Raw genomic sequence first — 18,651 nt, 5'->3', positions numbered from 1 at the left:
GTCTATGCTTTCTTTCCCGCGCGCTTCCTGTTCATGGTTTCTTGCCTTGCTGGCCGTCCTGGCGCTGGCGCACGCGCCGTTGCGGGCCCAGGAACTGAAACCCGGAAAATCCCTCACCCTGGACCTGCCCCGGCTGGCGCAGGGCTCGGAGTTCAAGCTGTACGGCATACGCAATCGCCAGGTGCTTGAATTCACCCTGCGCAGCGACCAGCTGGTGACCCAGGCCGACCTGAACCTGGTGTTCACGCCCTCGCCCGCCCTGCTGCCCAAGCTGTCGCACTTGCGCGTCTACCTGAACGACGAACTGATGGGCGTGGTGCCGGTCGACGAGGCCCTGGCCGGCCGCCAGCAGCGGCATACGCTGGCCCTGGATCCGCAATTCCTGGCGTCGTTCAACCGGGTCAGCCTGGAGTTCGTCGGCCACTACACCGATATCTGCGAGGACCTGGCGCACAGCTCGCTGTGGCTGGACATCAGCCGCCAGACGAACAGCGTGATCGACCAGCAGGCCCTGCCGCTGGCCAATGACCTCGCCTATTTCCCCGAGCCTTTCTTCGACAAGAACGACATGGCCGCCCAGGAGCTGCCCTTCGTCTTCGCGGGCACGCCTTCCATGGCGCGCCTGCAGGCGGCATCGGTCCTCGCCTCGTATTTCGGCAGCCAGGCCAAATGGAAATCGCTGCGCTTCCCGGTGTCCTATGGCGCGCTGCCGTCGGGCCACGCGGTCATTCTCGCCGTCAACGGCCAACGCCCGGAAGTCCTGCGGTCCTATCCCGACGTGGACGGGCCGACGGTGGAGATGATCAGCGCGCCGGACAACCCTCATCAGAAGCTGCTGCTGGTGCTGGGCCGCGACGATGAAGACTTGAGCACGGCGGTCGCCGGGCTGGCGCTGGGCGGGCCGCTGTTCCGGGGCCAGAGCGTGCGGGTCGACGAGGTGGCCACCCTGGCGCCGCGCAAGCCCTATGACGCGCCCAACTGGATGCCCACCGATCGCCCCGTGCAGTTCTCGGAACTGCGGGAATACCCCAACCAGTTCGAAGCCGAAGGGCTGCGCCCGCCGCCCATCACGCTGCGGCTGAATCTTCCGCCCGATCTTTTCGTGTGGCGCAACAACGGCATCCCCATGGACATCCGCTACCGCTACACGGCGCCCCGGACGGAAGACGATTCCCGGCTGACCCTCAGCCTCAACGGGCGTTATGTGGACAGCTACCCGCTGGCGCCCGAGGCCGCGCACACGGGACTGGCGCGCATCCGCCTGCCGGTGCTCGGCAACGACGCCGCGACCAGCGATGAGAGCCTGATCATTCCCGCGCTCAAGATCGGCACGCACAACGAGATCCGTTTCGATTTCTCCTATGCCAGCACGCTGGGGGCGTCGCAGCAGGGCATGTGCAAGACCATGCTGCCGGTGGATGCGCGCGCGGCGATCGACGGCGATTCCATCATCGATTTCTCGGGATATGAGCATTATCTCGAAATGCCCAACCTGGGCGCTTTCGCCAGTAGCGGGTTTCCGTTCAGCCGCATGGCGGACCTGTCCGAGACCGTGGCCGTGATGCCGCCGGAGCCCACGCCGGCCCAGGCCGCCGTCCTGCTGGAGACCGTCGCCCATATCGGTTCGCAGGTGGGCTATCCGGCATACAAGCTGCGCATCATGGACGACTGGCAGGCGGCCGGCCAGATCGATGCCGACCTTCTCTGGATCGGCCGGGCGCCCGAGGGCTTCAGGCGCCGGCCCGATGCCAACCTCTTGCTGGAAGACACGATGTCCCGGCTGCGCGTGCCCCGCCGTTCCGGCTGGGGCGGCGGGGAAACCTACCCGAGCCGCCAATACGCCGGCCGCGGCGACGCCGACCCCGTGTCGCAAGTGGGGGTTCGCGCAAGCGCGCCCATCGCCGCCATCGTCGGCATGCAATCGAACCGGTTTCCGCAACGCAGCCTGGTCGGCCTGATGGCCGCCACCGACGACGACTACGCCTTGCTGGGCAACGCCATCACGGATTCGGGCAAGCGCGACGCCATGCAAGGTTCGGTCGTCATCGTGCGCGAATCGGGGGTGTCCGGCGCGACCGTGGGGCCGCGCTACTTCACCGGACGGCTCGGCTGGTGGCAATTGATCTGGTTCCACCTGTCCGACCGGCCCATCCTGCTTTCCGGGATCGCGGTGCTGGCCGTCGTGCTGGTCGCCTTCCTGCTCTGGAAGTCGCTGCGCTGGGTGGCAAGGCGGCGGCTGGCCAAAGATGCATAAGCTGCTCGCCGTGGCCTGCGCGCTCGTCGCCCTGGCCCTGCCGGCGGCCGGGTCCGCCGCCTGCGGCGCTCCCGGCGGCTGGGAGCGCTGGAAGCACATCGGCGAGCGGATGATCAGCCCCGAAGGCCGGGTCATCGACCATTCCGACGACAGGCTGATCACCACCTCGGAAGGCCAGAGCTATGCGCTGTTCTTCGCCCTGGTCGACAACGACCGGGCGCTGTTCCGGCGGCTGGCGCGCTGGACCGAAAAAAATCTGGCGGGCGGGGATTTCACCTCGAATCTGCCGTCCTGGCTATGGGGCAGGCGGCCGTCCGGGGAATGGGGCGTGCTCGACGAGAATTCCGCCGCCGACTCCGATTTATGGATCGCCTACTCCCTGCTGGAGGCCGGTCGCCTCTGGCAGGAGCGCAGCTACACCGTGCTGGGCACGCTGCTTTTGCAAAGAATGGCGCTCGAAGAGGCGGCCGATCCGCCCGGCTTGGGCCCGGTCCTGCTGCCCGGCGCCCAGGGTTTCGTCCACGAAGGGCGCTGGAAGCTGAACCCAAGCTACCTGCCGCCGCAACTGGCGAGCCGGGCGGCGGCGGTGCTGCCCGGCTCGCCCTGGGACGCGCTGGCGTCCGGCGCCTATCGCTTCCTGACCGGGAGCGCGCCCAAGGGCCTGGCCCCGGACTGGATCAGCTGGACGTCCAAGGGCTTCGAGTCCCTGGCGGAAGACGAGAACGTGGGCAGCTATGATGCGATCCGGGTCTACCTGTGGGTGGGCATGCTGGACGACCAGGCGCCGCGGGCCGCGGAGCTCAAGCGGCATTTCAAGGCGCTGCGCGCCCACCTGTCCGCCGACGGGACGCCGCCCGAGAAAATCGACGTCCATCGGGGCGTCGCGCAGGGCGAAGGGCCTCCGGGCTTTTCGGCCGCCCTGCTGCCTTTGTTCAGCGGCGAGCCCGAAGCCGGCGCACTGCGCGCCCGCCTGGAAGGCGCGGCGGGCAGGGACATGGGCTATTACAACCAGATGCTGACTCTGTTCGGGGAAGGCTGGGACCAGGGCCGCTACCGGTTCGGCGCGGACGGCCGCCTGATCCCGCGATGGGAGACCTGCCAATGAAAAGACTGCGATTGTCCGTGCTGGCCGTCTTGGCGGGCGGCGCCCTGCACCTGCCCGCCCATGCCTCGTCGGAAGCGCAGGACCGGGCGGCCGGCCAGCTGGTCGAACAGATCCACATGGGCGAATCGATCTATCGCGACGACCTCATCCAGGACGCGGTCCGGCGGCTGTACCGCATTGCGCCCGAGCATCCCGAAGGGCTGGCGGCGGAACTGCGCCTGGCCGTGCAGCGGGGCCGGATGGACCAGGCCCAGGCGCTGCTGGCGCGGCTGAAGGCGGCCGCCCCGGAATCCGATGCCTATCGCCAGGGCGAGGCCCTGTTGCGGCTGTCCTCGGGACCCGCCGCCGAAACCCTGACGCGCGCGCGGCTGTATTCGGCCGCGGGGCGGGTCGACGAGGCTCGCAAGGCTTATGACGAGGTATTCCAGGGCGTGTATCCCACCGCCGACCTGGCGCTGGAGTATTGGCAGCTGCGCGCGCGCGAGGCCGGCGGCCGGCCCGCCGCCGTCCAGGCCCTGACGGCGCTGCTGCGGGCTTACCCGCGCCATGCCGGGCTGCTCTCGGCGCTGGCCGGCCACAGCTTCAACGACGGGGATCCCGAGCGCGGCCTGGAGTACCTGCGGCGCCTGGCCCGGCAGCCGGCCCAGCGCGAAACGGCCGCCAACAGGGAGTATGAATATTTGTCCACGCTGCCCACCGGGGCGGAGAGCGTGGCGGCGCTGCGGTCGTTCATCGAGCGCTATCCGGACCTGGCCGTGGCCGGCAGGGCGCGGGACAGGCTGAGCCATCAAGCCGCGCTGCTCGCCGATCCCGCCTGGCGCGGCGGGCGGGAAGCCTTGCGGCTGGTCGAGCAGGGCGCGGGCGCCGCCGCCGTGGCGCGGCTGCGGACGGCGCTCCAGGCGTATCCCGACGATGCGGAGCTGCACGGCGCCCTGGGCCTGGCCTATCTGCGCATGGGCGACCGGACGCGCGCGCTGCAGCAGTTCGAGCTGGCCAAGAACAAGGAAGACAGGGTGGACAATGCGTCCCGCTGGGTGAGCCTGATCGAATCGACGCGCTACTGGCTGCTGCTGCAGAACGCGTCCGCGGCGGCGGAACGGGCAGACTGGGCGACGGCCCAGCGCCTGTACGAACAGGCCCATCGCCAGGACCCCGCCGACATCTTTGCGCTGATCGGGCTGGGCGACGCGGCCTTGGCGTTCGGGCGGCGCGAGGCGGCCCGGGATTATTTTCTGCGCGCGTTCAAGGCGGCGCCGGCGGACGAGTCCACCGTGCGCGCGCTCGGGCGATATCTCGCCGGCGAGCCGCCCGAGCGGGCGCTGGCCCTGCTGGACCGGATGCCCGCCGCGCAGCAGCCCAGGCTGGCCGGCTTGCGGCGCGACGCGCGGCTGGCCCTGCTGGAAGAACGGGCGGCGCGCGCCATGGCAAGGTCGGACTGGACGCAGGCGGCCGACGCCCTGGCGCAGGCCCAGCAATTGAACATGGACGACCCCTGGCTCAGCTATCGCCTGGCCACCGCGCTGCGCAGCGGCGGACGCGGGCCGGAGGCGCTGGCCGCCTACGAGCGGCACTTGCGCCTGCATGCGGCGGCGGCGCCCAGCCGCTATGCGCACGCGCTGCTGCTGGAATCGGCCGACCGGCTGCAGGACGCGCGCGATTCCCTGGCCCGCATCCCGCGCGCGGCCTGGTCGCCCGAAATGCAGGACCTGGATCAGCGGCTGGCGGCCCGGCAGCGGATCCTGCATGCCGACGCCCTCTACCAGGCGGGCAAGCCCAGGGAAGCCATTGCGTTCCTCGAGTCGCAGTCCCCGACTCCGGCCATCCGGTTGCAGCTGGCCGCCTGGTATCTGGAGCAGGGCGACAGCGACAAGGCCATGGCCGGCTACATGGCCATACTGCGTGAAGACCCGGACAACACCGACGCCCGGCTGGGCCGGCTGGAAACCATGGCGGCGCGCGGGCAGACGGCGGAATTGCGGCGCATCATGGACGCCGGCGTGCCCGCGCTCGCCCCGGACGACGCCAACGGCCGGCGGCGCCTGGCGGCCCTGTGGGGCGCGGCCGGCGACCCGGACAGGCAGCGCCGCGAACTGGACGCCGCGGTCGCCGACGCAAAAGGCCCCCAGCCGTGGCTGCTCAGGGACTACGCCAGGGCGACGGCGCCGGCCCGGCCCCAGGCCGCGCTGCAGCTATATGAAAGGGCCATGCGCGAAGGGGCCTTGCTGCCCGTCGAAGCCGCCGCGGGCGACCGGGCCGCGTTCACGCGCGCCACCCGGGAACGGCCCGGCGACGACTGGCTCGCGCTCAGCATACGCCGCGATGCCGAGGCCTTGTACCAGCGCGAGAATCCCACGCTGACCCTCAGCCACGACACCGGGCTGCGCCGGGACGGCACGCCCGGGCTGTCGCGCCTGAATGCCAACACCACGATACTCCAGCTGGACCATCCCGTGGCGGGCGGCAAAGGCTATCTTCGGGCGGATCACGTCCGCATGAACGCGGGCGCCTTCGACACCAACGAGGCCGGCCTCGTCGACGAACGGTTCGGGACCTGCATCTTCGAAGGGCGGGACGGCCAGGGCGAGCTGCAAGCGCTGCCGGCGTGCGCTTCGGGCTTCCGCCAGAAGGCGAGCGGCACCAGTTTCGCCGTCGGCTGGCAGGGCGAGCGGCTGTCGTTCGACCTGGGCCGGACGCCCCAGGGCTTCGCCGTCACCAACTGGACGGGCGGCGTGACCTACAAAGGCGACCTGAAGCAGCTGGGCTGGAGCCTGACCGCGTCGCGCCGGCCGATGTCGAATTCCCTGCTTTCGTTCGCGGGCGCGCGCGACCCGCGCACCGGGATCACCTGGGGCGGCGTCATGGCCACGGGCGCGAGCCTGGGCCTGAGCTGGGACCAGGGGGGCGCCGACGGCGTATGGGCCGACCTCAGCCACCATCGCCTGACCGGCAAGAACGTGGCGGACAACCACCGCACGCGCCTCATGGCCGGCTATTACCGGCGCCTGATCAACCAGCCCGACGAAAGCCTGTCGGTCGGCGTGAACGTCATGCACTGGCGCTACCAGAAGGACCTGGGCGAATACACCCTGGGCCACGGCGGCTATTACAGCCCGCAGCGCTACAGTTCGATTTCTCTGCCGGTCAGCTACGCCCGCCGCCGGGGCGACTGGTCCTTCCTGCTGGAAGGCTCGGTGTCCCGTTCGGTGTCGCGCAGCTCGGGGTCCAATTACTATCCCTTGCCCGGCCTGCTGGCCGGCCCGCTGGGGGAACTGGGCCGTATGGGCGTGACGCCTGGCGGCTTCCTGGCCGCCAACGAGATCGCGGCGTCCAAGGGCAGCGGCTTCGGATACACCCTGCGCGGCATGGCCGAGCGCCGGCTGAGCAATCATTGGGTGGTGGGCGCGGGCTTCGACCTGCAGCATGGCCAGGACTACACGCCCAGCCGCGTCATGTTGTATTTGCGCTATACCTTCGAACCCTGGCAGGGCAACCTGAAGCTCGCCCCCGCCGGGCTTGCGCCCTACGCCGATTTCAAATAGTGCTTGCTTTACGCGCCTTGCTATTGTAGAATCATCGACTTACTTGTCTTTAAAGCGCGCGCATGCCTTTTGCGCGGGCCATTAGAGAGTGGGTGGGGGCGCCAAACACGCGCCTTTAGCCATGAAAAGCAGGTAAACACAGGTAAAAGCAACGCTTTGTTTTCGCAAGATTTCAACCTAGGGTTCGGTTTTGCATTTATTTGCAGGCCAGAGCCTGACGGGACCAAAACTGGTCGTGTTGCGCCGCCAAGCATTTGGCAGCGCTGTCGCGGCTAAGTTGGAACAGGAAAAATCATGATCCAAATGCAGACCACGCTAGACGTGGCCGACAACACAGGTGCACGTTCCATCATGTGCATCAAGGTGCTGGGCGGCTCGAAGCGCCGTTATGCCGCCATCGGTGACATCATCAAAGTGAGTGTCAAGGATGCGGCTCCTCGCGGGCGCGTCAAAAAGGGCGAAATTTACAACGCCGTGGTGGTTCGTACCGCCAAGGGCGTTCGCCGCAAGGACGGTTCGCTGATTAAATTCGGCGGCAATGCCGCAGTATTGCTCAATGCCAAGCTGGAACCCATCGGTACCCGCATCTTCGGACCTGTCACGCGCGAATTGCGTACGGAAAAGTTCATGAAGATCGTGTCCCTGGCTCCGGAAGTGCTGTAAGGAGCGACGAAATGGAAAAAATCCGTAAAGGCGACGAGGTCATCGTACTGACCGGTCGCGACAAAAAACGCCGCGGCACCGTGCTCAAGCGCGTCGACGCCGACCACGTCCTGGTCGAAGGCATCAACGTCGTCAAGAAGCACGCCAAGGGCAATCCCATGGCCGGCACGCCTGGCGGCATCATCGACAAGACCATGCCCATCCACATTTCCAATGTGGCGATCTTCAATCCCGCCACCGGCAAGGCCGATCGCGTCGGGATCAAGGAAGTCGACGGCAGCAAGGTCCGTGTATTCCGTTCCAGCGGCGCAGTCGTTGGCGCCAAGGCTTAAGGGGCGAAGAACATGGCTCGTTTACAAGAGTTTTACCGCAGCAAGGTCGTGGCCGACCTGCAAGCCAAATTCGGCTACAAAAGCATCATGGAAGTGCCGCGCATCACCAAGATCACCCTGAACATGGGTGTGTCCGAAGCGGTCGCCGACAAGAAGGTCATCGAGCACGCCGTGTCCGACCTGACCAAGATCGCAGGCCAGAAGCCGGTGGTCACCAAGACCCGCAAGGCCATCGCCGGTTTCAAGATCCGCGAAGACTACCCCATCGGCTGCATGGTCACCCTGCGTGGCCGCCGCATGTACGAATTTCTGGACCGCCTGGTCGCCGTGGCCCTGCCGCGCGTCCGCGACTTCCGGGGTGTGTCCGGCCGCGCATTCGATGGCCGTGGCAACTACAACATCGGGGTTAAAGAGCAGATCATTTTCCCTGAAATCGAATACGACAAAATCGACGCCGTACGTGGTATGAACATCAGCATCACCACCACGGCCAAGACCGACGACGAAGCCAAGGCCCTGCTCAGCGCCTTCAGCTTCCCGTTCCGCAATTAAGGGGCGATGACGTGGCTAAACTTTCCCTCATCAATCGCGATATCAAACGCGCCAAGCTGGCTGAAAAATACGCGGCCAAGCGCGCGGCCCTGAAGGCGATCATCGACGATCAGTCCAAGACCGACGAAGAGCGCTACCAGGCCCGCCTGCAGTTGCAACAACTGCCGCGCAACGCCAACCCGACCCGTCAACGCAATCGTTGCGTCGTCACCGGCCGTCCGCGCGGCGTTTTCAGCAAGTTCGGTTTGACTCGTCACAAGCTGCGTGAAATGGCGCTGCGTGGCGAAGTCCCGGGCATGACCAAAGCCAGCTGGTAGGAGAAATACACATGAGCATGAGCGATCCCATCGCCGACATGTTGACCCGCGTGCGCAATGCGCAGCAAGTCAGCAAGACGTCGGTCAGCATGCCCTCCTCGAAGCTGAAGGCAGCCATTGCTGCCGTGCTGAAAGACGAAGGCTACATCGACGGTTTCCAGATCACCGGTGACAAGGCCAAGCCTGTCCTGGAGATCACCCTCAAATATTACGCCGGCCGTCCGGTCATCGAGCGTATCGACCGCGTGTCGCGCCCCGGGCTGCGCATCTACAAGGGCAGCAAGACCATTCCCCAGGTCATGAACGGCTTGGGCGTGGCCATCGTGTCGACCCCGCGCGGCGTGATGACCGATCGCAAGGCACGCGCCACGGGCGTGGGCGGCGAAGTGCTGTGCTACGTGGCATAAGGAGAATCACATGTCACGTATTGCTAAGTACCCAGTCGCCGTGCCCGCGGGCGTGGAAGCCACCATCAGCGCCGGCCAGATCTCCGTCAAGGGCCCCTTGGGCACCCTGACCCAGGATCTGACCGGGGACGTCGTCATCCGCCAGGAAGACGGCCAACTGACTTTTACCGTTGCCAACGATTCCCGCCAGGCCAAGGCCATGTCGGGCACGCTGCGCGCGCTGGTCGCCAACATGGTCACCGGCGTCAGCAAGGGCTTCGAACGCCGCCTGAACCTCGTGGGCGTGGGCTTCCGCGCCCAGGTCCAGGGCGACGCGCTGAAGCTGCAGCTTGGTTATTCTCACGACATCGTCCACAACATGCCTCCCGGCGTCAAGGCCGAGTGCCCCACCCAGACGGAAATCATCGTCAAGGGCGCCAACAAGCAGGTCGTTGGACAGGTTGCCGCTGAAATCCGCGCGTACCGCGAACCCGAGCCCTACAAGGGCAAGGGCGTGCGCTATGCCGATGAACGCGTCATCATCAAAGAAACCAAGAAGAAGTAATCGCGCAGGCAAGGACGAATTATGGACAAGAAACTCTCTCGTTTGCGTCGTGCTGTGGCGACTCGTCGGAAAATCTCCGAATTGCGCGTACATCGCCTGTCGATCTACCGCTCGAATCTGCACATTTACGCAAACATCATTTCGCCGGAAGGCGACCGCGTGCTCGTCAGCGCTTCCACGCTCGAACCCGAAGTGCGCAAAGAGCTCGCCGCTCAACAGGGCAACGGTGGCAATACTGCCGCAGCGGGCCTGGTCGGCAAGCGCGTAGCCGAAAAAGCAAAGGCTGCCGGTATCGAGCTGGTTGCATTTGATCGTTCGGGCTTCCGTTACCATGGCCGCGTGAAAGCGTTGGCCGACGCCGCGCGTGAAGCCGGCTTGAAATTCTAAGGAAGGAATTGTCAAATGGCTAAAGCACAAGGCAGGCAATCCGCCGAGAAGGAAAACGACGACGGCCTGCGTGAAAAGATGATCGCGGTCAATCGCGTCAGCAAAGTGGTCAAGGGTGGTCGCACCATGAGCTTTGCTGCGTTGACCGTGGTCGGCGACGGCGATGGCCGCATCGGCATGGGCAAGGGAAAAGCCCGTGAAGTGCCCGTCGCCGTTCAAAAGGCAATGGAGCAGGCTCGCCGCGGCCTGGTCAAGGTCGCCCTGAAGAACGGCACCCTGCACCACACCGTGGTCGGCAAGCACGGCGCGTCCACCGTACTCATTTCGCCCGCGGCGGAAGGTACCGGCGTGATCGCCGGCGGCCCGATGCGCGCCATCTTCGAAGTGATGGGCGTGCGCAACGTGGTTGCCAAGAGCCTCGGTTCCAGCAATCCGTACAACCTGGTCCGCGCAACCCTGAACGGCTTGCGTGCCTGCTCGACTCCTGCTGAAGTTGCCGCCAAGCGTGGCAAGACAGTAGAAGAAATCCTGGGGTAAGTCATGGCACAGAAGCAAATCAAAGTTACTCTCGTGCGCTCTGTTATCGGCACCAAGCAGTCTCACCGCGACACCGTTCGCGGCCTGGGCCTGCGCCGCGTCAACAGCAGCCGCGTGTTGGTCGATACGCCCGAGGTGCGTGGGATGATCCGTAAAGTGGATTACCTCGTCACCGTCTCGGAAGCCTGAAAGGAATCGAGATGTCAGAAACTCAACTCAATACGCTGAAGCCCGCAGCCGGCGCCAAGCACGCCAAGCGCCGCGTGGGCCGCGGCATCGGCTCGGGCCTGGGCAAAACCGCCGGCCGCGGCCACAAAGGCCAGAAATCGCGCGCGGGCGGCTTCCACAAAGTCGGCTTCGAGGGCGGTCAAATGCCTTTGCAGCGCCGCCTTCCCAAGCGTGGCTTCACGCCGCTGGGCAAGCACCTGTTCGCCGAAGTGCGCCTGTCCGACCTGGAACGCCTGCCCGTCGAGGAAATCGACGTCCAGGTGCTCAAGCAGGCGGGCGTCGTCGGCCAGACGGTGCGTTACGCCAAGGTCATCAAGTCCGGCGAACTGTCCCGCAAGGTCGTCCTGAAAGGGGTTGCCGCCACGGCGGGCGCCCGCGCTGCGATCGAAGCTGCCGGCGGTTCGCTGGCTTAAGGGGCAACGGTGGCTAAAGCTCAGGCACAGAGTAAACCGGGTTCCCGATACGGCGATCTCAAGCGCCGCATCGTGTTCCTGGTGCTCGCCCTGGTGGTCTATCGCCTAGGCACGCACATACCCGTGCCGGGAATCAACCCCGACGCGCTGGCCGACATGTTCCAGCAGAACCAGGGCGGCATCCTGGGCCTGTTCAACATGTTCTCGGGCGGCGCGCTGGAGCGCTTCTCGGTGTTCGCGCTCGGCATCATGCCCTACATCTCCGCGTCCATCATCATGCAGTTGATGTCGGTCGTGGTGCCCACGCTCGAAGCCATCAAGAAGGAAGGCGAATCGGGCCGGCGCAAGATCACCCAGTACACGCGCTACGGCACGGTGTTTCTTGCTCTGGTGCAGGCGGTGGGCATTTCGGTTGCGCTCGAATCGCAGCCGGGCCTGGTGATCGACCCGGGCATGCTGTTCCGCTTTACCACGGTCGTCACGCTGGTGACCGGCACGATGTTCATCATGTGGCTGGGTGAGCAGATCACCGAACGAGGCATGGGCAACGGTATCTCCATACTGATCTTCGCAGGCATCGTGGCGGGGCTTCCCAGCGCGCTTGCCGGCATGCTCGATCTGGTCCGTACCGACTCCATGTCCGTGCTGTCGGCGCTGTTCATCTTCGTGCTGGTCATTGCGGTGACCTACTTCGTGGTGTTCGTGGAACGCGGCCAGCGCCGCATCACGGTCAACTATGCCAAGCGCCAGGTCGGGAACAAGATCTATGGTGGGCAAAGCTCGCACTTGCCCCTGAAGCTGAACATGTCCGGGGTCATCCCGCCCATCTTCGCTTCGTCCATCATTCTGTTGCCGGCCACCGTGACCAGCTGGTTCTCCAGTAACCCGAACATGCGCTGGCTCGGCGATCTGGCGGCTGCCCTGTCGCCCGGCCAGCCTCTTTACATCACGTTGTATGCAGCGTTGATCATTTTCTTTTGCTTCTTCTACACGGCCCTGGTGTTCAACAGCCGTGAAACCGCAGACAACCTGAAAAAAAGCGGCGCGTTCGTTCCGGGTATCCGGCCGGGTGAGCAGACCTCGCGTTACATCGACAAGATCCTCATGCGATTGACGCTGGCCGGGGCCATCTACATCACCTTGGTGTGCTTGCTGCCCGAGCTGATGCAGGCTCGCTGGAACGTACCGTTTTACTTTGGCGGCACCTCTTTATTAATTATTGTGGTGGTGGCAATGGATTTCATGGCGCAGGCCCAGGCCTACATGATGTCCCACCAGTACGACTCGTTGCTCAAGAAGGCGAACTTCAAGGGCGCGGGCCTGCCAATGCGGTAAAAGAAGAATGGCTAAAGACGACGTCATACAAATGCAGGGCGAGGTTCTCGAGAACCTTCCCAACGCAACTTTTCGCGTCAAGCTGGAAAATGGCCACGTAGTGCTCGGCCACATATCGGGCAAGATGCGCATGCATTACATCCGGATTCTGCCGGGCGACAAGGTCACAGTGGAGCTCACGCCCTATGATCTTTCTCGTGCCAGAATTGTTTTCCGCTCTAAATAGCAGCGGCCGGTTACAGGAAACTAGGAGTCAACCATGAAGGTAATGGCATCGGTAAAGCGGATCTGCCGCAACTGCAAGATCATCAAACGTCACGGCGTGGTGCGTGTCATCTGCACCGACCCACGTCATAAGCAGCGTCAAGGCTAATCGCCCGCACGCAACGGATTTAACAAGGAACAGTCATGGCCCGTATTGCCGGCATCAACATTCCGCCGCATCAGCACGCCGAAATCGGTCTTACCGCGATTTTTGGCATTGGTCGTACCCGTGCTCGCAAGATCTGCGAAGCGTCGGGCATCGAATATTCCAAGAAAGTGAAAGACCTGACCGACGCTGAACTCGAACGCATCCGCGAACACGTCGGCGTGTTCACGGTCGAAGGCGATTTGCGTCGCGAAGTCCAGCTCTCGATCAAGCGTCTGATCGACCTGGGAACTTACCGTGGCATGCGCCACAAGCGTGGCCTGCCTGTACGCGGTCAACGCACCCGTACCAACGCCCGCACCCGTAAAGGGCCGCGTCGCGCTGCTGCTTCTCTGAAGAAATAATCGAGGATTAGAAGATGGCGAAAGCTTCCAACAGCGGCGCGTCTCGCGTACGCAAGAAAATCAAGAAGAGCGTATCGGACGGCATCGCGCACGTCCATGCGTCCTTCAACAACACGATCATCACCATTACCGACCGTCAGGGCAATGCGCTGTCCTGGGCCACGTCCGGTGGCGCCGGCTTCAAGGGTTCGCGCAAGTCCACGCCGTTCGCCGCGCAGGTCGCAGCCGAATCGGCCGGCCGCGTCGCCCTGGAATACGGCATCAAGACGCTCGAAGTCCGCATCAAGGGCCCGGGCCCCGGCCGCGAGTCCTCCGTGCGCGCGCTGAATGCGCTGGGCATCAAGATCGCCAGCATTTCAGACATCACGCCGGTGCCGCACAATGGCTGCCGTCCGCCCAAGCGCCGTCGTATCTAAGGGGAAGCATCTTGGCACGTTATATTGGACCTAAATGCAAGCTCTCGCGCCGCGAGGGCACCGACCTGTTCTTGAAGAGCGCGCGCCGCTCGCTCGATTCGAAATGCAAGATCGAATCCAAGCCGGGCCAGCACGGCCGCACCTCGGGCGCCCGTACGTCCGACTTCGGCCTGCAAATGCGTGAAAAGCAGAAGCTCAAGCGCATGTACGGCGTCCTGGAAAAGCAGTTCCGCCGCTACTTCACTGAAGCCGAGCGTCGCCGTGGCAACACCGGCGAGACCCTGATTCAGCTGCTGGAATCGCGCCTGGACAACGTCGTGTACCGCATGGGCTTCGGCTCCACGCGCGCCGAAGCGCGCCAGCTGGTCACCCACCGCGCCATCGAGATCAACGGCCGCACCGCCGACATCGCCTCCATGCTGGTCAAGGCCGGCGACGTGATCTCGGTCCGCGAGAAGGCCAAGTCGCAAGCGCGCATCAAGGAATCGCTCGACCTGGCGACCGGCAACGGCCTGCCCCAGTGGGTCGAAGTCGATGCCGGCAAGCTGACCGGCGTCTTCAAGCAGGCTCCGGATCGCGCCGACGTCGCCCGCGACATCAACGAATCGATGGTCGTCGAATTGTATTCGCGCTAATCGACGCAAGCAGTAAGCAGTACCGCATAGCGCCGCCTAAGCCCACTTGCCCGGCACAGAGCCGGGGGTGGGCTTTGCGGTGGAAATCGCCGGGTATTCCGGTCTGTCCGTCAGCCTTATCGGTGTAACGAGCCGAGGGTATTGAAAAGGAACACATCCATGTCGTCTCAAGGTTTTCTGAAACCCCGTTCCATCGAAGTCGAGCCCGTTGGCAAGAATCACGCCAAGGTCATCATGGAGCCCTTCGAACGCGGTTACGGCCACACGCTGGGCAACGCCCTGCGCCGCATCCTGCTGTCCTCCATGACCGGCTATGCGCCCACCGAAGTCCAGATGACCGGTGTCGTGCATGAATACTCCACGATCGCCGGTGTGCGCGAAGACGTGGTGGACATCCTGCTGAACCTGAAAGGGGTGGTGTTCAAGCTGCACAACCGCGAAGAAGTCACGCTCGTCCTGCGCAAGCAAGGTCCCGGCGTGGTGGTGGCCAGCGACATCGAACTGCCTCACGACGTGGAAATCATCAACCCCGACCACGTGATCGCCACGCTGACCGAAGCCGGCAAGCTGGAAATGCAGATCAAGGTGGAACAGGGGCGCGGGTATGTGCCCGGCAACGTGCGCGCCCTGTCCGACGATCGCACGCACACCATCGGCCGCATTCTGCTCGATGCCTCGTACAGCCCGGTCCGCCGCGTCAGCTATGCGGTCGAAAGCGCCCGCGTCGAACAGCGCACCGACCTGGACAAGCTGGTTCTCGACATCCAGACCAACGGCGTCATCTCCCCCGAGGAAGCCGTGCGTCAATCGGCACGCATCCTGATGGACCAGATCTCGGTGTTCGCCGCGCTCGAAGGCGCCGGCGATTCCTACGACAGCGTCCCGTCGCGCGGCACGCCCCAGATCGATCCGGTCCTGCTGCGTCCGGTCGACGACCTGGAGCTCACCGTCCGTTCGGCGAACTGCCTGAAAGCCGAGAACATCTACTACATCGGCGATTTGATCCAGCGCACCGAGAACGAGCTGCTCAAGACCCCGAACCTGGGCCGCAAGTCGCTCAACGAAATCAAGGAAGTCCTTGCCGCGCGCGGCCTGACTCTGGGCATGAAGCTCGAGAACTGGCCGCCGCTGGGCCTGGAACGCCCCTGATCCATGTTTTTTTTTGTGGTAAAGTCCCGCCTCACCGGACCGCAGCCTGGCTGATAGAAGATCCGGTCAACCGACGGAAAAATATCCGTTCAATCAGATTCAAAGGAAATCATCATGCGTCACCGTAGTGGCCTGCGTAAGCTGAATCGCACCAGCAGTCATCGCCTTGCCATGTTCCGCAACATGGCCGTCTCCCTGATCACGCACGAAGCGATCAAGACCACCCTGCCCAAGGCCAAGGAATTGCGCCGCGTGGTCGAACCGCTGATCACGCTGGGCAAAGAGCCCACCCTGGCCAACAAGCGCCTGGCCTTCGCCCGCCTGCGCGACCGCGACGCCGTGGTCAAGCTGTTCGCCGAAATCGGCCCGCGCTACAAAGAGCGCAATGGCGGCTACACCCGCGTCCTGAAAATGGGCTTCCGCCAAGGCGACAACGCCCCCATGGCGTTCATGGAGCTGGTGGATCGCCCCGAAGTCGAAGCCGCCGACGCCGAATAAGCGCGGTGCATGAAAGCGGGCCTGCAAGGCCCGTTTTTTTATGGGCGGTTACAATGGCGGAGCCCTGGTCTGTTCTGGAATGAAGCATGAGCCCCGACGAATCGCCTTCGGCCGGCACCCCGGCCCCGCAAGCCGCCGATTTCTCCGCCCTGGCCGGCCACGACGTCGTGGTCGTGCTCACCAATGCGCCGGACATGCTCCTGGCCAAGCGGATCGCACATATTCTTGTCGAAGAACAACTCGCCGCCTGCGTGAACTTGGGACAATCCGGCTTGTCCATGTATATGTGGCAGGGCGCGCTGGAAGGCGCCGACGAGGTCCCGATCACCATCAAGACGACGGGCGCCCAGGTGCCGCGCATGGTCGAACGTCTGCTGGGGCTGCACCCCTACGAAGTCCCTGAAGTCCTGGTGCTGCCGGTCGTGGGCGGCACCAGAAGCTATCTGGACTGGGTGCGCGCCCAGGCGCCCGGGCCCCAGGCTTAGGTTTGGGCCCAACCAAACAAGGAAAGTCGAATGTTGCAGTATCCGCGGCGGTTGGCGCTACTTCTGGCATGGCTGCTGCTGTTGCCGGTGCTGGCCGTTCTGGCGCCCGGTGCGGCGCACGCCGAAGAGGACTTCCTGCCCCCCGAAAAGGCCTTCGTGCTGTCGGTGGCCAATGTATCGCCCACCGAGCTCGCGCTGCATTTCCGGATCGCGCCCAAGTACTACATGTACCGCGAGCGCTTCGCCTTTGCCACCCAGCCCGAGGCCGCCGCCCAGTCGCTGGGGCAGCCACGCTACCCGCAAGGCATCGTCAAGTACGACCCCACCTTCGAACAGGATCTCGAGGTCTATTATGGCCAGGTGCTGGTAAGCCTGCCCTTGGCGCCCGGCGAGGCGCGGCCCTTCACGCTGGCCGTCACGAGCCAGGGCTGCGCGGACGCGGGGCTCTGCTATCCGCCCATGACCCAGGAGTTCACGCTGACGCCGGTCGCGGGCGGCTACCAGGCCGAAGGCGCCGGGGTGGTGGCGCAGCTGCCGGCGTCCGCCTTTGCCCCGCCTGCCGGCGCGCCCGAGGCGCAGGGGCTGGCGGGCGCCCTGAAGCTGGGGGACACGGGCTTCGCCGACTATCTCGCGCAAGCGGGATGGCTGCAAGTGGTGCTGCTGTGCCTGCTCCTGGGCCTGCTGCTGTCTTTCACGCCCTGCGTGCTGCCCATGGTGCCCATCCTGCTGGCGATCCTGGCGGGCGACGCGGCGGGCGCCAGGCCGGCGTCCCGCTGGAAAGGGCTGTCGCTGGCGGCGGTGTTCGTCCTGGGCATGTCGCTGGTGTACACGGCGCTGGGCATCGCGGCCGGGCTGGTCGGCGCGAGCCTAGCCGCCTGGCTGCAGACGCCCTGGGTGCTCGCGCTGTTCGCCCTGTTGCTGACGGCCCTGGCCCTGGCCATGTTCGACGTCTTCACCCTGCAGGTGCCGGCCGGCATGCAGACGGCCCTGAACCGCCGCTTGTCCGCGATTCCCGGCGGGCGCCATGGCGGCGTGTTCCTGATGGGCATGATTTCGGCCTTCATCGTCGGGCCCTGCATTGCCGCCCCCCTGGCGGGCGTGCTGCTCTTCATTTCCCAGACCGGCGACCTGGTGCTGGGCGGCGCCGCGCTGTTCGCGCTGGCCTGGGGCGAAGGGCTGTTGCTGCTGGCCGTGGGGGCGTCGTCGGGCCTGCTGCTGCCCAGGGCCGGCCCCTGGATGAACAGCGTCAAGCATTTGTTCGGCGTCCTGCTGATCGCCACGGCGTGGTGGATGGTCAACTCCATTTTGCCTGCCTGGCTATACCTGCTGGGATGGGCGCTGCTGGCTTTGTGGGCGGCGGCCCTGATGGGCGCTTTCAGCGCCGCCGCGGCCGAAGCCGGCCCGGCCCGGCACCTGGGCAGGGCCCTGGGCCTGCTGCTCGCGCTGTGGGCCGCCGCCGTGGTGGTCGGGGTGGCGGCCGGCGGGCGCGAACTGTTCCGGCCGCTGGCGCCGTTCACGGCGCCGGCGGGGGTTGCGGCCGGATCCGGCGCGCAAGCCGCGCCGCCGGCGTTCACGCGAGTGTCTTCGCTGCGGGAACTCGACAGTATCCTGGCTAATGCCGGCAAGCCCGTGATGCTGGATTTCTACGCCGACTGGTGCGTCTCCTGCATAGAAATGGAAAAATTCACGTTCAGCGACCCGGGCGTCGCCGCCTTGATGGAGCGCTTCGTGCTGGTGCAGGCGGACGTCACCCGGAATACGCCCGAGGACCGGGAGCTGCTCAAGCGCTTCCGGCTGTTCGGCCCGCCGGGCATCATCTTCTTCGACCGCCAGGGCGCGGAGCTTGCCGATGCGCGGGTCGTGGGCTTCAAGAACGCCAGGGAATTCACGGCGGTGCTGTCCAGGGCGCTGGGCGGCTGAAGGCGGGCCGCCGCTTGCAGGCGATGCGCCTGCAAGCGGGCGCGCAAGAAAAAACGCCAGTACAGGACTGGCTGTACTGGCGCAAATGCTACCGCAACAAACTCGGGCGGCTGTTGCCAGCGCCCAAGACTCCGACACCATAACCGTAGTTGCCGGGAAAG

At 65.1% G+C, this 18,651-nt stretch carries 23 protein-coding genes; all 23 read left to right on the top strand.

Annotated features, from left to right (window positions below; genetic code table 11):
* The first annotated feature begins 4 nt into the window (after nt 1–4).
* The 23 genes from bcsB to dsbD all read left to right on the top strand — a co-directional run bounded on the left by bcsB (nt 5) and on the right by dsbD (nt 18,490).
* Nucleotides 5–2,254, top strand: a complete 2,250-nt coding sequence (bcsB, locus tag H0A72_RS01500) for a cellulose biosynthesis cyclic di-GMP-binding regulatory protein BcsB (RefSeq protein WP_180153163.1) — start codon at nt 5–7, stop codon at nt 2,252–2,254.
* On the top strand, nt 2,247–3,359 hold the full coding sequence (gene bcsZ, locus H0A72_RS01495; protein WP_180153161.1) for a cellulose synthase complex periplasmic endoglucanase BcsZ: 1,113 nt from the start codon (nt 2,247–2,249) through the stop codon (nt 3,357–3,359). The genes bcsB and bcsZ overlap by 8 nt, the downstream gene beginning before the upstream one ends.
* Complete coding sequence (bcsC, locus tag H0A72_RS01490; protein ID WP_180153159.1) at nt 3,356–6,898, top strand: cellulose synthase complex outer membrane protein BcsC; 3,543 nt, start codon at nt 3,356–3,358, stop codon at nt 6,896–6,898. The genes bcsZ and bcsC overlap by 4 nt, the downstream gene beginning before the upstream one ends.
* 294 nt (nt 6,899–7,192) lie before the next feature.
* Complete coding sequence (gene rplN, locus H0A72_RS01485; protein WP_013743946.1) at nt 7,193–7,561, top strand: 50S ribosomal protein L14; 369 nt, start codon at nt 7,193–7,195, stop codon at nt 7,559–7,561.
* Between the two features lie 11 nt (nt 7,562–7,572).
* A complete protein-coding gene (gene rplX, locus H0A72_RS01480) occupies nt 7,573–7,893 on the top strand; it encodes a 50S ribosomal protein L24 (RefSeq protein WP_180153157.1) in 321 nt (106 codons plus the stop codon).
* 12 nt (nt 7,894–7,905) lie between these two features.
* Entirely contained in the window at nt 7,906–8,445 is a 540-nt protein-coding gene (rplE, locus tag H0A72_RS01475) for a 50S ribosomal protein L5 (protein WP_180153155.1), read from the top strand.
* 11 nt (nt 8,446–8,456) lie between these two features.
* On the top strand, nt 8,457–8,762 hold the full coding sequence (rpsN, locus tag H0A72_RS01470; protein ID WP_180153152.1) for a 30S ribosomal protein S14: 306 nt from the start codon (nt 8,457–8,459) through the stop codon (nt 8,760–8,762).
* Between the two features lie 11 nt (nt 8,763–8,773).
* Nucleotides 8,774–9,169, top strand: coding sequence for a 30S ribosomal protein S8 (gene rpsH / locus H0A72_RS01465; protein ID WP_180153150.1), 396 nt, complete (start codon nt 8,774–8,776; stop codon nt 9,167–9,169).
* 10 nt (nt 9,170–9,179) lie between these two features.
* Entirely contained in the window at nt 9,180–9,713 is a 534-nt protein-coding gene (gene rplF / locus H0A72_RS01460; RefSeq protein ID WP_180153148.1) for a 50S ribosomal protein L6, read from the top strand.
* Between the two features lie 21 nt (nt 9,714–9,734).
* Entirely contained in the window at nt 9,735–10,100 is a 366-nt protein-coding gene (gene rplR / locus H0A72_RS01455) for a 50S ribosomal protein L18 (RefSeq protein ID WP_180153147.1), read from the top strand.
* 15 nt (nt 10,101–10,115) lie between these two features.
* Entirely contained in the window at nt 10,116–10,637 is a 522-nt protein-coding gene (gene rpsE, locus H0A72_RS01450) for a 30S ribosomal protein S5 (protein WP_180153145.1), read from the top strand.
* Between the two features lie 3 nt (nt 10,638–10,640).
* Nucleotides 10,641–10,826, top strand: coding sequence for a 50S ribosomal protein L30 (gene rpmD / locus H0A72_RS01445; protein WP_180153143.1), 186 nt, complete (start codon nt 10,641–10,643; stop codon nt 10,824–10,826).
* 11 nt (nt 10,827–10,837) lie between these two features.
* Nucleotides 10,838–11,278 carry a 50S ribosomal protein L15 gene (rplO, locus tag H0A72_RS01440; protein ID WP_180153141.1) on the top strand — a complete coding sequence of 147 codons (441 nt, stop codon included), beginning with the start codon at nt 10,838–10,840 and terminating at the stop codon, nt 11,276–11,278.
* 9 nt (nt 11,279–11,287) lie between these two features.
* Nucleotides 11,288–12,613, top strand: coding sequence for a preprotein translocase subunit SecY (gene secY, locus H0A72_RS01435; RefSeq protein WP_180153139.1), 1,326 nt, complete (start codon nt 11,288–11,290; stop codon nt 12,611–12,613).
* A 7-nt stretch (nt 12,614–12,620) separates the two neighbouring features.
* Entirely contained in the window at nt 12,621–12,839 is a 219-nt protein-coding gene (gene infA, locus H0A72_RS01430) for a translation initiation factor IF-1 (protein ID WP_009523889.1), read from the top strand.
* Between the two features lie 33 nt (nt 12,840–12,872).
* A complete protein-coding gene (gene rpmJ, locus H0A72_RS01425; RefSeq protein WP_003805360.1) occupies nt 12,873–12,986 on the top strand; it encodes a 50S ribosomal protein L36 in 114 nt (37 codons plus the stop codon).
* A 35-nt stretch (nt 12,987–13,021) separates the two neighbouring features.
* Complete coding sequence (gene rpsM, locus H0A72_RS01420; RefSeq protein ID WP_180153137.1) at nt 13,022–13,387, top strand: 30S ribosomal protein S13; 366 nt, start codon at nt 13,022–13,024, stop codon at nt 13,385–13,387.
* 14 nt (nt 13,388–13,401) lie between these two features.
* Complete coding sequence (rpsK, locus tag H0A72_RS01415) at nt 13,402–13,803, top strand: 30S ribosomal protein S11 (protein ID WP_180068528.1); 402 nt, start codon at nt 13,402–13,404, stop codon at nt 13,801–13,803.
* An 11-nt stretch (nt 13,804–13,814) separates the two neighbouring features.
* Nucleotides 13,815–14,438: a 30S ribosomal protein S4 gene (rpsD, locus tag H0A72_RS01410; protein ID WP_180153135.1), complete on the top strand. Its 624-nt coding sequence runs from the start codon at nt 13,815–13,817 to the stop codon at nt 14,436–14,438.
* 159 nt (nt 14,439–14,597) lie between these two features.
* Nucleotides 14,598–15,587 carry a DNA-directed RNA polymerase subunit alpha gene (locus tag H0A72_RS01405; RefSeq protein WP_180153133.1) on the top strand — a complete coding sequence of 330 codons (990 nt, stop codon included), beginning with the start codon at nt 14,598–14,600 and terminating at the stop codon, nt 15,585–15,587.
* Between the two features lie 114 nt (nt 15,588–15,701).
* Nucleotides 15,702–16,085, top strand: coding sequence for a 50S ribosomal protein L17 (rplQ, locus tag H0A72_RS01400; protein WP_180153131.1), 384 nt, complete (start codon nt 15,702–15,704; stop codon nt 16,083–16,085).
* Between the two features lie 86 nt (nt 16,086–16,171).
* Nucleotides 16,172–16,570 carry a divalent-cation tolerance protein CutA gene (gene cutA, locus H0A72_RS01395; protein WP_180153129.1) on the top strand — a complete coding sequence of 133 codons (399 nt, stop codon included), beginning with the start codon at nt 16,172–16,174 and terminating at the stop codon, nt 16,568–16,570.
* A 30-nt stretch (nt 16,571–16,600) separates the two neighbouring features.
* Complete coding sequence (gene dsbD / locus H0A72_RS01390) at nt 16,601–18,490, top strand: protein-disulfide reductase DsbD (RefSeq protein WP_180153127.1); 1,890 nt, start codon at nt 16,601–16,603, stop codon at nt 18,488–18,490.
* Nucleotides 18,491–18,651 lie beyond the last annotated feature (161 nt).

Source organism: Parapusillimonas granuli (assembly GCF_013416525.1).
In the GTDB taxonomy this organism is placed as follows: domain Bacteria; phylum Pseudomonadota; class Gammaproteobacteria; order Burkholderiales; family Burkholderiaceae_B; genus Parapusillimonas; species Parapusillimonas granuli.
This window is presented reverse-complemented; position numbering and strand designations above follow the sequence as displayed.